The 14,137-nt window shown below is 71.0% G+C and carries 6 protein-coding genes and 1 pseudogene; 3 read left to right on the forward strand and 4 right to left on the reverse strand.

The features are described from left to right. Positions 1-36 precede the first annotated feature (36 nt). The 3 genes and pseudogenes from IEZ15_RS37260 to IEZ15_RS37270 all read left to right on the forward strand — a co-directional run bounded on the left by IEZ15_RS37260 (position 37) and on the right by IEZ15_RS37270 (position 3,028). Positions 37-1,035 carry a LuxR C-terminal-related transcriptional regulator gene (locus tag IEZ15_RS37260; RefSeq protein ID WP_114242455.1) on the forward strand — a complete coding sequence of 333 codons (999 nt, stop codon included), beginning with the start codon at positions 37-39 and terminating at the stop codon, positions 1,033-1,035. 182 nt (positions 1,036-1,217) lie between these two features. Continuing rightward, a pseudogene (locus IEZ15_RS37265) lies at positions 1,218-1,493 on the forward strand (transposase); the annotation flags it as partial. Between the two features lie 497 nt (positions 1,494-1,990). After that, positions 1,991-3,028, forward strand: coding sequence for a threonine ammonia-lyase (locus tag IEZ15_RS37270; protein ID WP_157986974.1), 1,038 nt, complete (start codon positions 1,991-1,993; stop codon positions 3,026-3,028). Between the two features lie 82 nt (positions 3,029-3,110). Here the strand turns inward: IEZ15_RS37270 and IEZ15_RS37275 are convergent, their stop codons facing one another. From IEZ15_RS37275 to IEZ15_RS37290, 4 genes are all read right to left on the reverse strand, one after another. Beyond that, positions 3,111-3,323 (reverse strand): MbtH family protein, encoded by a 213-nt coding sequence (locus tag IEZ15_RS37275; RefSeq protein WP_114242457.1) that lies wholly within the window; start codon positions 3,321-3,323, stop codon positions 3,111-3,113. Positions 3,324-3,691: 368 nt separating this feature from the next. Beyond that, positions 3,692-5,563 carry an ABC transporter ATP-binding protein gene (locus IEZ15_RS37280; RefSeq protein WP_229846362.1) on the reverse strand — a complete coding sequence of 624 codons (1,872 nt, stop codon included), beginning with the start codon at positions 5,561-5,563 and terminating at the stop codon, positions 3,692-3,694. Positions 5,564-6,197: 634 nt separating this feature from the next. Continuing rightward, a complete protein-coding gene (locus tag IEZ15_RS37285) occupies positions 6,198-6,554 on the reverse strand; it encodes a hypothetical protein (RefSeq protein WP_189281331.1) in 357 nt (118 codons plus the stop codon). 281 nt (positions 6,555-6,835) lie between these two features. Then, positions 6,836-14,104, reverse strand: coding sequence for a non-ribosomal peptide synthetase (locus IEZ15_RS37290; RefSeq protein ID WP_189281333.1), 7,269 nt, complete (start codon positions 14,102-14,104; stop codon positions 6,836-6,838). Between the last annotated feature and the right edge of the window lie 33 nt (positions 14,105-14,137).

The following is a 14,137-nucleotide window of genomic DNA, read 5'->3' on the forward strand; positions in this document are numbered from 1 at the left end:
GCCATGTCTGGAGTGCTCAACGGAGATGGAAGCCAGATGCTGATCAACCTCGGACTCGACGCCGTCGCAGAGACTGTCTACCGGGGGATGCTGGCGCACCCCGGCGACTCCCTGACCGAGTTGGGCAGCCGACTGGGTATCCCCGAGGAGGACCTGCGCGGAGCGCTGGACAAGCTCAGCGAACTCGCCCTGGTGCGGGCATCCTCGGACGAGCCCAGCCAGGTGCACGCGGTCAACCCGCACCTCGGCATGGAGATCCTTCTCGCGCGCCAGCAGGCCGAGTTAGCGGCCCAGCAGCAGCGCGTCGAGGCGAGTCGCGCGGCAGCCGCCCGACTCATCTCCGAGTTCGCACACGAACAGTCCTCCCATTCCAATGCGTCGGTCCGATACCTCGAGGGCGTCGATGCCATTCGGGATTATCTCGCAGCCTTGAACAATCAAGTCGATGAAGAATTCCTGACTTTCGCCCCCGGCGGCGCTCAGACACCGGCAAACATGCGGGCTTCGCGTCCACTCAACAGGCGGTTGCTTGAGCGGGGGATCAGTATGCGCACGATATACCTGGACAGCATTCGCCGCGACCAGCCCAGTGTTGAACACGCAGAATGGCTCACATCCCACGGTGCCCATGTCCGGACAGCGCCTTCGCTGCCCAACCGGATGATCATTTGCGACCGCCGGGAAGCCATCATCGCCACCGACAGCGACAACACCGAAGTGGGCGCGGTCGCCATCACTTCACCGGGCCTGATCTCTTCCCTGTGCGCCCTGTTCGAGAGCGAGTGGCACTCCGCGCAGCCGCTGGGCGCCACGCCCGCACAGCAGCCGGGCAAACTGACTCCGCAGCAGGTCACGGCCCTGCACCTGCTGGCGCAGGGAGCCACGGACGAGTCGATCGCGAAGAAGCTCGGGGTCTCTCCCCGTACGGCACGGCGCATCGCGACGGGCCTGCTCACGCACCTCAACGCGCGCAGTCGCTTCCAGGCCGGCGTCCACGCCGTGCAGGAGGGTTACCTGCCCTCCTCCCCGGCGTGACCCGACTACGGCTGAACATCCCTATTCGTACGGCCTGCCACCCCTAGACCGCTCTGCCCCCGCCCTGGGCCCTGGCCCCGCGCTCTCACGCGACGTGCTGTCCGAGGCTTGATCACGAACACAGAAAATGCTCCTGACCTGCAATGATTGGACTTGTCGAGGGGCCTGGGCGTCGTAGTTCAAGGCGCGCTTCCCGCCACTTCCCAGTCGACGCCGCATGGCTTGAACTCAGCCTCGCGGCGATGGACCTCCTCACCTGGACCCGCGTCCTCCTGCTGGACGGCGAACTCGCGGCCGCCGAACCCAAGAGACTGCGCTACCGCCTCCTGCACGTCGCCGCCCGGATCACCTGCGGCGGCCGCCGCCTCCACCTGCGGATCTCGGCAACCTGGCCCTGGAGACACGAACTCACGGCCGCCTTCCACCGCCTGGCCGCCCTACCCCGCCCCGCCCACTGACCAACCGGCACCACCTCGAACGACCCCGCTCAGCCACCCGACAGCCTCAACTGAAACGGCGAGGCCAGGCCCCGGGCGCTTCTCTTTGGCTGACGCCCGACGGGGCGGCCGCTGTTCAACTGCGGCACAGGGCGGTTGAACACTCCGGCAGCCCCGTTCCCGCCCGGGCCCTGCCCGAGGCGCCCGCGCACCCTGCCCGCGAAGCCCTCCGGCATTGCCCGCCGCTCCCCGCGATCCTGCCCCCGGCTCCCCGTGATCCCTCGTGAACTCCCCCGCGGATCTCTTCCGGACTTCCGCCGGAATATGGACACGTGCGTGTTCCGGAATGAACGCAGTAGTTTGACGGCCTGGCGCGGGCACCTGCCCCCGCAATTCACCGGCGCGGCCGACGGACTTATCCGCCGCTGTGCGGGGCCTTCGCGCAGCCGGCCGTAATACTGCGCTGCCCTGTGAACTTTCTGCAATGACCCGGTGACACATTCATGGAGGGGACACCCATGTCCGATCACAGGAGCGGTCTCACCGTCGGCACCACCCTGCCGGGGCTTTCCCGCGCCGACATCGACCGTGCCGAACTGCGCCTGGCCACCAGGGTCCTGCGCACTCCCGTCATCCGCTCCGACCAACTGGACGCCCTGTGCGGCGCGCGGCTGTGGCTGAAGGCCGAGAACCTCCAGCGCGGCGGGTCCTTCAAGGTCCGCGGTGCGCTGCTCGCCGTCGAGGAGCTGGCCGCAGCCGGCAGCCGGGGCGTGGTCGCCCAGAGCACCGGCAACCACGCGATCGCGGTGGCCCTCGCGGCCCGCGCGCACGCGCTGCCCACCCTGATCGTGCTGCCGTCCGACGCGCCGCCCGCCAAGGTCCGGCGCATCCGGGAGGCCGGTGCGCAGGTGGTGTTCGCCGGGACGACGCTCGCCGAGCGGGTCGCCGCCGTCGAGAACCTGCGGGAGCTGCACGGCTACGACATCGTCGACCCCTACGAGAACCCGCATGTCGTCGCGGGCCAGGGCACCGCCACGGCCGAACTGCTCGACCAGGCCGCCGCGGAGGGCGTGCGCCTGGACACCGTCGTCGTCCCCATCGGCGGGGGCAGCGCCCTCGCGGGCGCCTGCCTGGCCGCGTCCGGCCGCGGGGCGGCCGTCGTCGGCGCGGAGCCGGAGGCCGTGCCCGCCTTCACCGCGGCGCTGCGGGCGGGCGAGCCGGTGACAGTGGGTGCCCAGCACACCATCGCCGACGGGCTGCGCCCCGACCGGATCGGCGCGCTCCCCTTCGCCCTCGCGTCCCTGGTCGCCGAGCGCGTGCTGACCGTATCCGAGGAGGCGATCGCCGACGCGCTGCGGGCCGCGCTGCTGCGGGCCCAACTGCTCGTCGAGCCGGCGGCCGCGACCGCGCTGGCCGGGGCGCTCGAGTACGCGTCCGGGCCGGGCCGGGGCACCGACATCGGTGTCCTGCTCTCCGGCGGGAACGTCGAACCGAGCCTGGTCTCCGCCGTGTTGGCCGACCCGGCCGACCTCGCACGCCGGGCCGTGGCGAGCTGAGCGCCCGCCATACCAAGACACCTCGGCCCGAAGTACGGTTCCCACCGTCTTCGGGCCGAGGTGTCTGTGCCGTGATGCCGGACTACTTCCCGGCCATGGCCTCGATCAGGCTCTTGGGGCGCATGTCGGTCCAGGACTTCTCGATGAAGGCGAGGCAGTCCTCCCGGCCCGCCGCGCCGTACACCGAATTCCAACCCTCGGGCACATCGACGAAGATGGGCCAGAGGGAGTGCTGTCCCTCGTCGTTTACGAGGACCAGGTAGCTGGCATTGGGGTCGTCGAACGGATTCGTCACCACACTGTCCTTTCTCAGGCGAACAACTCTGATCACGTCGGTGACCACACCAGTGGGCCAGGTGCAGGTATTCCACACGTACGCGATCCACAATTCCCATCTCGCGGAGCGCCACGAGTCCGCGGCGATCCACTATGACTCGCTTCGTACTGAGCCAACAACACCCGGCGGGCTGTACGCCACAACGGCTGCGGCGCACGGCCCGCGCCGGGTTTCCGGGGGTGTTCAACCGCGACCGTGCGTCAGTTGAACAACCCCGGTGCCTGCTTGCTGAAAGGCGCTTTTCCCTATAAGCGGGCTGAGCACATTGCTCGTTCGCAGCGCTCGGCGCCACAGTGGGAGTACCCACGGAATACGTGGAAGCCATTTCAGGCCGAGCGCTGGATGTCGATTTCCGTCACCTCCTCCGCGAACTGTGTGTGGTAGAGCGACGCGTACTGTCCGCCCTGTGCCAACAACTCCTCGTGCGTGCCGCGTTCGCAAATGCGGCCCGCCTGGACGACCAGGATCTGATCGGCCTCCCGAATGGTGGAGAGGCGGTGTGCGATCACGAGCGACGTACGGCCCGCCAGCGCGTCCTTGAGGGCCCGCTGGATCGAGGCCTCCGACTCCGAGTCCAGATGCGCGGTGGCCTCGTCGAGGACCACGACCGGGGGCGACTTGAGCAGCAGCCGCACCAGGGCGATCCGCTGCTTCTCACCGCCGGAGAGCCGGTGGCCGCGCTCACCGACGACGGTGTCCAGACCGTTCGGCAGAGCCGAGATCGAGTCCCAGATCAGCGCCGCCTTGCACGCGTCGATCAGCTCCTCCTCGATCGCCTCGGGGCGCGCGTAGAGCAGGTTGGCGCGGATCGTGTCGTGGAACATGTGCGTCTCCTGGCTGACCACGCCCACCGTGTCGCTCAGGGACTGCAGCGTCACGTCCCGCACGTCGTGGCCACCGACCCGGACGGTGCCGGAGGTCGCCTCGTACAGCCGGGGCACCAGTTGGGTGATCGTGGTCTTGCCGGCGCCGGAGGGGCCGACGAGGGCCGTCAGCTTTCCGGCCGGAGCGGTGAAGCTCAGCTCCTTGAGGATCCAGGCGCTGTCGCCCCGGTCCTTCTCGCGCAGGGCGATCGGTTCCAGAGAGGCCAGCGAGACCTCCTCGGCGGTCGGGTAGCGGAACGACACGTGGTCGAACTCGACGTCCAGGCCACCGGCCCCGGCATCCACACCCTTGCCGATGAAGACGAGCTCATGCGCATCGGGCTTCTCGTCGACCAGCGGCTTCAGGTCCAGGACCTCGAAGATCCGGTCGAAGCTGACGAGCACCGTGAGCACCTGGATCTGCAGGCCGGAGAGCTGGTTGATCGGCCCGTACATCCGGAACAGGAGCGTCACCATCGCGACGAGCGTGCCGATCTGGAGCGCTCCGCCGATCACCAGGTTCCCGCCAAAGCCGTACACGATCGCCGTCGTCATCGAGGTGAGGACCGTGATGACGATGAAGAACATCCGGCCGTGCACCACGTTCAGCGCGGTGATGTCGCGGACGCGGCCCGCCTTCTCCTCGAAGAGCGCCGCCTCCGAGGCCGGCCGGCCGTACAGCTTGGCGAGCTCCGCCCCCGAGACGTTGAAGCGCTCGCTCATCATCGAGCCCATCTCGCCGTCGAGGTTCATCCGCTCCCGGGTGAGCCGCTGGAGCTTGCGGCCGATGATGCGGGCCGGGAAGAGAAACAGCGGCACCATCGCCAGGGCGACGAGGGTGATCTCCCACGACAGGTAGATCATCGTGCTGATGACGATGGCCAGGGTCAGGAGCGCCGAGACCGCCTGCGTCAGCAGTGAGGTGATCGCCTGCCGGGTTCCCGCGATGTCCGTGTTGAGCCTGCTGACGAGCGCTCCCGTCTGCACCCTCGAGAAGAAGGCGAGCGGTTGCCTCTGCACGTGCTCGAAGACCTCGGTCCGCAGGTCGTAGACCAGTCCCTCGCCGATCTTGCCCGAGCAGCGGGCCTCGATGTAGAGGACGAACGACTCCATCAGGGCCAGCAGCACGATGCCGAAGGCCAGCATCACGACGATCTCGAACTTCTTCGGCATGATGCCGTCGTCGATCATGAACTTCAGCATCAGCGGGCTGGCAGCGGTGATCGCACCGCAGGCAATGCTCGCGAGGACCAGCACCGCCAGTTGCTTCCGGTAGCGAACGGCGTACGGGAGTATGCGTCGCAGCGTGCCCGGCTTGATCTTCTGGCGGCTCATCCCGCCTTCGTCGAAATTTTTTCCAGAGGTAAGACTTGGGCCGCCTATGAGGGCCATGGAGAAAACTCCTCGTTAGTGGGTGAAAGAGACCTTTCAGTCCGATCGGAATGCGGCCCGGCGGATTGTCGCCGGGTACGGATATGGACGGCCCGAGCCGTGTGCGGGGCGACTTCCAGCGATGTCGGCCCGTGCTCGTGCGCACGCCGCATGGTCGTGGGTGTGGGCGCCGGCGCCGGCCGCGTAGCAGCGGGCCGGCGGGGTAGGGGCGGACCCATCCCTACTGCGGCAAAGGCTGCCTGAAGAACCGTCAGTTTTGCTTCTTTGCAGTGGAGTTGGGAGTCGGGGGCGGCCTTGGCGAGGAGGCGCGGGGTGGGGTGCGGGGTGGGCGTGTCCCCGACCAGGTGGAGCCGGTGCGCCGTACGCGTGCGTGTGCGTGTTTGTGTGCGTGTTTGTGTGCGTGATGCGCTCGGGGCCGCCCCGGATGGTGGAGACGGTCGGCTCGTAATGCGGCTCGAATGCCATAAGAATTCCTGCGGTTGTCACTACAGGCATGTCGGATCTGCGCTTTCTGTTGCCAAGGGAATTCCCTTGTCAGGGAAGGCCGCCCGGATTCGGGCGGCGAAAGGCCCGCCCATCAGCCGTTGTTCTCCGGCTTCTGGGTGTCGTGGGTGAGCTCCTGCGCGTAGAAGGTCTTGACGCGGGAGAGGAAGCTGCGCCGGCTCGGCTTGGCGGCCGAGTCGGGGCGCGGGCCCGGGTCGAGGGCGTCGAGCATCGCCTTGCGCCGCATCTCGGCGACGGCTATGACGTCGACGCCCGGGTTGGTGATCGGCAGCGAGGCGGCCGCGACGGACGCTGCGGACGGCGCCGGGGCGACGACCTCGGGGCCCGGTGCCTCGACCTGCGGGGCGGCGCCCACCAGCTGCGTGGCGGTGCCGGTGTTGCCCTCCGGCCCGTAGGCGGAGGCGGTCGAGGAGGGGGTCGCGATAGACATGAGGAATCTGCGCTTTCTGTCGCCAGGAATGGATTTCTGCGGGGCCGCTGAAGCGGCCACGAACCGAACTGAGCGGTCGCGCCGTCGGCGCCCTGGACCGTCGGACCGTCCGGGCCTTGGGGCCGTGGGCCGCTGACCGTCAGGCTGTTCGGGGCTTGGGCCGTTAGGGCCTGTGCCGTCAAGAGTCTTCGCAGTCGTGCCTTGCCCGCGCGATGGGAGACCGCGCTCGTTCCGGGGGCGCCGGACGGTGGTGGCACCGGCCGGCGCGCCCCCGTGTCGTGCTACCGCTGGGCCAGCCAGGCGGCCACCGCGGTCCATACGTCGGCCAGCGTCTCGGGCTTGGCCATCTCGTAGTGGGTGCACGGAACACCGGTCTCCGTGATCTCACCCGTGATGTAGGGCTTCCAGAGCTCGCCGGTGGCCTCGCCCTGCGGCTTGCTCTGCTCGGCCACGATCAGCAGGGCGTCTCCGTCGAAGCGCCCGTGCTCGTGGTCGGCCCGGATCGTCCGGTGGTTCTGGAGGATCCGGGCGAACGTCCGGTACTCCTCCTCGGTGGCCGCGCCGAGGGCGCCTCCCGCCTCCCGGCGTACGACCTCGATCAGCCGGTCGGCCTTGGCGTCCAGGTCGGCCTCGGTCTCGTCGGCGTGGTCGACGGCCTCGCCGTCCTGACGCTGCCACGGGTACTGGTCGAGGATGACCAGCGCCGAGACCTCGTCGCCCGCCGCCTGGAGCTGGACGGCCATCTCGTGGGCGACCGCCCCTCCGTAGGACCAGCCGAGCAGCCGGTAGGGGCCGCTCGCCTGCGCCGAGCGGATCCGCTCGATGTAGTCCGCCGCCATCTCCGGTACGGAGCGGGCGAGTTCGGACGTACCGTCCAGGCCGCGGGACTGAAGGCCGTACAGCGGGATCTCCGCCGGTACGTGCCGCGCCATCGGCATGTAGCACCAGCTCAGGCCGCCCGCGGGGTGGATGAAGAAGAACGGCGGCTCGCTGCCCTGCTCCCGGATCGGCAGCAGCACGTCGAGCGCGTCGCGGATCGAGGAAAGGCTCATCCGCTTCATCAGCTCGCCGACGCTCGGCGCCGCGAACAGGTCGCGCACCGCGATCGACACGCCCCGCTCCCGCAGCGCCTCCACCAGCCGTACCGCGAGCAGCGAGTGCCCGCCGAGCGCGAAGAAGTCGTCGTCGACGCCCACTTCGGGAAGGCCGAGGACCTGCGCAAACGCCTCGCACATGTTGTCCTCGAACGAGGTCACCGCCCAGTTGGCCGCCTCGTCCACCGCGCCGCCCTCCGGGACCGGCAGGGCCTTGCGGTCCAGTTTCCCGTTCGGCATCAGCGGCAGCCGCTCGATGACGACCACCGCCGACGGCACCATGTAGCCGGGCAGCCGGTCCTGGGCCAGGCCCCGCGCCTCCTGGGCGATCCGGTCGGCCGCCGACTCCGGTTCCTCCGCCTCGGCGGCCGCCCGGTTCGGCACCGCGTACGCCACCAGGCGCTGGTCGCCGGGGGTGTCCTCGCGGACCAGGGCCACAGCCTGGCCGACCGAGGGGTGCGAGGCCAACACGGCCTCGATCTCCCCGAGTTCGACCCGGAAGCCCCGGATCTTGACCTGGTCGTCGGAGCGCCCCACGTACTGGAGGTCCCCGCCGGCGGTCCACTGCACCACGTCACCGGTGCGGTACATCCGCGCCCCCGGCTCCCCGAACGGGCCGGCCACGAAGCGGCCGGCCGTCAGGTCCGGGCGGCCCAGGTAGCCGCGCGCCACGCTCTTGCCGCCGATGTACAGCTCGCCCGCCACGCCCGGCGGAACCGGAGCGAGGGCCTCGTCGAGCACGTACACCTGGGTGTTGCCGATCGGGCCGCCGATCGACGTCGCGTCGGCGCCCTCCCCCGCCAGCTCCTTGGCGGTCGACCAGACGGTGGTCTCGGTCGGACCGTACAGGTTGGTCAGCGTGGGCGTCCTGGCGAGGAGCGTACGGGCCAGGTCGCTCGGCAGCGCCTCCGCGCCGATCATGGCGCGCACCCCCGTCCAGTCGACCGGGTCGTCGGCGTCGGCGATCAGGCCGCGCCACAGACTCGGCGTCGCGTGGACGATGTTGGCGCCGGTGGTACGGATCAGGGAGCGCAGCGCCCACGGGTCGAGCACCTGCGCCTGCGAGGCGAGCACCATCCGCGCCCCGTTGAGGAATGGCAGGTAGAACTCGAAGCCCGCCATGTCGCAGCCGTGGGTGCTGACCGCCAGGAGCCGGTCGTCCGCGCCGAGCGCGAACCGGTCCTGCATCGCGCTCAGGAAGTTCACGATCGCGCGGTGCTCGACGAGGACTCCCTTGGGGCGCCCGGTGGATCCCGAGGTGTAGATGACCCACATCGGGTGCTCCGGCCGCAGCGCCGCCGTGCGCTCGCTGTCGGCCAGCGGCCCGTCCGCGAGGCCCGCGATCCCCTCGGTGACCTCCGCGCCGTCCAGCAGGACCACGGGGACCCGCGGGCGGTGCTCGGGTGCCGCCGGGCGGGCGTCCAGCTCCTCGCTGGTGAGCACGCACACCGCGCCGGAGTCGGCGATGACGTACGCGATCCGGTCGGCCGGGTAGGCCGGGTCGATCGGCAGGTACGCCGCACCCGACTTGATCACGCCGAGCAGAGCCACCACAAGGTCCACGGTGCGCTCGAAGACCGCCGCGACGACCGTCTCCGGGCCGATGCCCCGGCCCGCCAGGTGGCGCGCGAGCCGGTTGGCCCGGGCGTCCAGCTCGGCATAGGTCAGCTCCACGTCGTCGTGGACCAGGGCGATCGCGTCGGGCGTACGGGCGGCCTGCGCCTCGAACAGCCCGACGACCGTCGCGTCCGGCACCTCGGCCTCGGTCGCGTTCCACTCGGTGAGCATCCGCACCCGCTCGTCCTCGCCGAGGACGTCCACCTCGCCGAGGCGGATCCCCGGGTCGGCGGCGAGCGCCGCCAGCACCCGGCTCAGCCGCTCGGCGATCCGCTCGACCGACTCCGGGTCGAACAGGTCGGCCGCCGCGACGAGCGAGCCGCGCATCCCCGCCGGGGCGCCCTCGGCGTCGTACAGCTCGGCGACGCTGACGTCCAGGTCGAACTTCACGACCGCCTCGGCCGGGGCGCCGCCCGCGGCCCGGGCCGCCGGGGCCCCGCGCCGTGCGTCCACGCCCTCCAGGTCGAGCACCGCCTGCTCGTTGTTCTGAAGGAGCAGCATGACCTGGAACAGTGGGTGGCGGGCCATCGAGCGGGCCGGGGCCAGCTCCTCCACCAGTCGCTCGAACGGCACGTCCGGGTGCGCGAACGCTCCGAGCCCCGCTTCCCGTACGCGCTCCAGGACCTCCCGGAAGGTGGGGTCCCCGGCCAGGTCGGTACGGAGGGCGAACGTGTTGACGAAGTAGCCGACCAGGTCGTCGAGGGCCTCGTCCGTGCGGCCCGCGATCGCGGAGCCGATCGGGACGTCGGTGCCCGCGCCGATCCGGGAGAGCAGGACGGACAGGGCGCCGTGCAACACCATGAACATCGTCACGCCCTCGGCCCGCGCCAGCTCCGCCAGCCTGGCGTGGACGTCCGCCGGGACGTCCAGTGGCACCCGGTGGCCCCGGTGCGAGGCGATCGCCGGACGCGTCCGGTCGAACGGCAGCTCCAGCTCCTCCGGCACCCCCGCCAGCGTCTCGCGCCAGTAGGCGACCTGTTGGGAGATCAGGCTCTCCGGGTCCTGGCTGTCGCCGAGCACCTCGCGCTGCCACAGCGCGTAGTCCGCGTACTGGACCGGCAGCGGCTGCCACTGCGGCGCGCGGCCCGCGCTGCGGGCCTCGTAGGCCGTGGACACGTCGCGGGCGAGCGGCGCCCACGACCAGCCGTCGCTGGCGATGTGGTGGACCACGACGACCAGCACGTGCTCCTCGGGTCCGGCTCTGAACAGCCATGCGCGGACGGGGACTTCGGCCGCGATGTCGAAGGTGTACGCCTTCGCCCCGGCGACCGCGTCGGCCAGGGCGTCCGGCTCGACGTCGGCGACGGTCAGCTCCCAGTCCAGCTCGTCGATGTCGACGATCCGCTGGTACGGCTCGCCGTCGGCGACCCCGAAGACGGTCCGCAGCACCTCGTGGCGCGCGAGCAGGTCGCGGAAGGCCGCGCTCATCGCGTCGGCGTCCACCGCTCCGGCGAGCCGGGCGGCCACCGGGATGTTGTAGGTGGGGCTCGGCCCGTCCATCTGGTTGATGATCCAGAGCCGGCGCTGTCCGTACGAGAGCGGAAGCCGCTCGGGACGCTCCATGGCCGTCAGCGCGGCCCGTGCCGTACGGGCACCCGCCAGCCGCTCCGCCAGGCCCGCGACCGTCGGGGCCTCGAAGAGCGCCCGGATCTCGACCTCGACGCCGAGGACCGAGCGGATCCGGCTGACCAGGCGCACCGCGAGGAGCGAGTGGCCGCCCAGCTCGAAGAAGTCGTCGTCGACGCCGACCTCGGAAAGGCCGAGGACCTCGGCGAAGGCCATGCACAGGATCTCCTCCTGGGGCGTGGCCGCCCGGCGCCCGCCGGAGGCCGGCGACGAGGAGTAGTCGGGTGCGGGCAGGGCCTTGCGGTCCAGCTTCCCGTTGCCGGTCAGCGGCAGCGCTTCCAGGACCACGACCGCCGACGGCACCATGTGCTCCGGCAGCCGCTGCCCCGCGAACTCCCTCAGGGCGGGCCCGAGTTGGACCTTCTCCTGGGGCTCCAGGTCGTCGGCGACCACGTAGGCGACGAGCCTGCGGTCACCGGGGACGTCCTCGCGGGCGACCACGGCGGCCTGGTCCACCAGCGGGTGGCCGGTCAGGACGCCCTGCACCTCGCCGGGCTCGACCCGGTAGCCGCGGATCTTGACCTGGTCGTCGGCGCGGCCCAGGAAGACCACTTGGCCGTCCGCCGTCCACTTGGCCCGGTCACCGGTGCGGTACATCCGTTGACCCGGCTCGAAGGGGTTGGCCAGGAACCGCTCGGATGTCAGGCCCTCGCGCCCCACGTAACCGCGTGCCAGCCCCGCACCCGCGACGTACAGCTCGCCCGCCGCACCCGGCACGACCGGGCTCAGGTGCTGGTCCAGGACGTAGAAGCGGGTGTTGGCGATCGGGGACCCGACCGGGACGGTCTCCCCGGCGGCCCGCTCCTGGGTCAGCCGGGTGGTGGCGACGCCGATCGTGGTCTCGGTGGGCCCGTAGTGGTTGTGGACCTCGCGCTCACCGGCGGCGGCCACCAGCTCCCGCAGCCACACGGTCGAGGCGGCCTCCCCGCCGAGGACGAGGGACTGGGCCGGCAGGACGCCTTCGACGCCACCGGCGGCCGACAGAGCGGCCAGGTGGGAGGGCACGGCCTTGAAGTGGTCGATGCGGTGCTCGGAGAGGTACGAGGCAACGGCCTGCGGGTCGGTGACGGCACCCTCGTCCAGGACGTGCAGCTCACCCCCGGTCGCCAGGCTCGCGAAGACCACGGTGTTACCGAGGTCCGTCGCCTGCGCCTGGAGCAGCGCGTACCGCGCGCCGGGCTGACCGAAGCCGACCCGCTCCGGGACCGACGAGGTGTAGTTCGCCAGGCCGCCGTGCGTGACGGCCACGCCCTTGGGCTGACCGGTCGAACCCGAGGTGTAGATGACATACGCGAGCGACTGCGGCGCGACCCGCCGCTCGGGACGCTCCGTCGAGGCCGCCGCGAGCTGCATCTCCACGAACGTGTCGTCGATGGCCACCAGACGCGAACGCCCGGCCGGCAGCTCGTCCAGGATCTCCTCGGTGGTCAGAGCCAGCGCGGCCCGGCTGTCGCGCAGCATGTACGCGATCCGGTCCGTCGGCTGGGCCGGGTCGATGGGCAGGTAGCCCGCGCCCGCCTTCCATACGCCCAGGATCGCCGCGATCATGTCGACACCGCGCTGCAGGCAGAGCCCGACCACGGACTCGGCACCGATGCCCTGACCGATCAGGTAGTGCGCGATCCGGTTCGCCCGCGCGTCCAGCTCCCCGTACGAGACCTCCGTGCCCTCGCTGACGATCGCGGCGGCCTCGGGGGCACGGGTCGCCTGCTGCTCGAAGAGCTCGTGCACGACGGTGACTTCGCCGTCGGTCGCCGTGTCGTTCCAGCCGACCAGCACCCGGTGGCGCTCCACCTCGTCGAGCGCCGGGACGCCGCTGAGGCGGGTCTGCGGGCTGTCGCCGAGCAGGTCGAGCACGCGCACCCAGGACCGGGCGATCCGCTCGGCCCACTCCGCGTCGAACAGGTCGGCGGCGACCGTCACCGAGCCGCGCAGCCCGGCCGGGGCGCCCTCGGCGTCGTACGTCTCCCCCACCATCACGTCGAGGTCGAACTTCGCCGCACGGGTACCGGTGGACATGCCCCCGGTCCACACGACGGGCGTAGCCAGCGCGTCGAGACCGGCGCTGATGGTGTTCTGCTTCGTCAGGACGACCTGGAAGAGCGGGTGGCGGGCCATGGAGCGGGCCGGGGCCAGCTCCTCGACCAGCCGCTCGAACGGCACGTCCTGGTGGGCGAAGCCGGACAGGCCCGCTTCCCGCACCCGGGCGAGCAGTTCGGTGAAGGCCGGGTCGCCCGAGAGGTCCGCCCGCAGCACCTGCGTGTTGACGAAGCAGCCGACCAGGTCGTCGAGGGCCTCGTCGCCGCGGCCCGCGTGCGCCGAGCCGATCGGGACGTCGGTGCCCGCGCCCAGCTTGGAGAGCAGGGTGGCCAGGGCGGCCTGGAGGACCATGAACATGGTCACGCCCTCGGCCCGCGCCAGCTCCGCGAGGCGCCCGTGCACCTCGGCGGGGACGTCGAGCGCGACGCTGTGCCCCAGGTGCGAGGCGACGGCCGGGCGGGACCGGTCGAAGGGCAGCTCCAGCTCCTCCGGGATGTCCGCCAACGTCTTGCGCCAGTACGAGAGTTGGCGGGCGACGACGCTGTCGGGGTCGGCCTCGTCGCCGAGCAGCTCGCGCTGCCAGAGCGCGTAGTCGGCGTACTGGACCGGCAGCGGCGTCCACTCGGGGACCCGGCCCTCGACGCGCGCCGCGTAGGCCGTGGAGAAGTCCCGGGCCAGGGGCGCCCGCGACCAGCCGTCGCTGGCGATGTGGTGGACGAGGACGACGAGGACGCGCTCGCCCTCGCGGGTCTCGAAGAGGGTGGCCCGGATCGGCACCTCGACGGAGAGGTCGAAGGCGTACCGCGCGGCCCCGGTGACCGCGTCCTCCAGCTCGGCCGCGTCGACCTCGACGACGCCCAACTCCCAGTTGAGCGTGTCGAGTTCAACGACCTGCTGGTACGGCTGCCCGTCCGCGGTACCGAAGACGGTCCGCAGGACCTCGTGGCGGCCGATGACGTCGCGCAGGGCCGCGTTCAGGGCCTGCCGGTCGACCTCACCGGACAGGCGCAGGGCGATCGGGCTGTTGTAGGTGGCGCTGGGTCCCTCCAACTGGCTGATGAACCAGAGTCGTTGCTGGGCGAAGGAGAGCGGGATCCGCTCCGGGCGATCACCGGCCGTCAGGGCGAGCCGGGCCTGTCCGGCGCCGCTCAGCCCGGCAGCGAGACCGGCCACGGTCGGGGTCCCGAACAGGGCCCGCAGCGGGAC

The sequence above is a fragment of the Streptomyces atratus genome (assembly GCF_014648655.1).
GTDB lineage: Bacteria > Actinomycetota > Actinomycetes > Streptomycetales > Streptomycetaceae > Streptomyces > Streptomyces atratus.

Coding starts and splice junctions, on each gene's coding strand:
- IEZ15_RS37285 (WP_189281331.1), bottom strand. CDS start 6,554: ATGTCTATCGCGACCCCCTCCTCGACCGCCTCCGCCTACGGGCCGGAG.
- IEZ15_RS37270 (WP_157986974.1), top strand. CDS start 1,991: ATGTCCGATCACAGGAGCGGTCTCACCGTCGGCACCACCCTGCCGGGG.
- IEZ15_RS37260 (WP_114242455.1), top strand. CDS start 37: ATGCTGATCAACCTCGGACTCGACGCCGTCGCAGAGACTGTCTACCGG.
- IEZ15_RS37280 (WP_229846362.1), bottom strand. CDS start 5,563: ATGAGCCGCCAGAAGATCAAGCCGGGCACGCTGCGACGCATACTCCCG.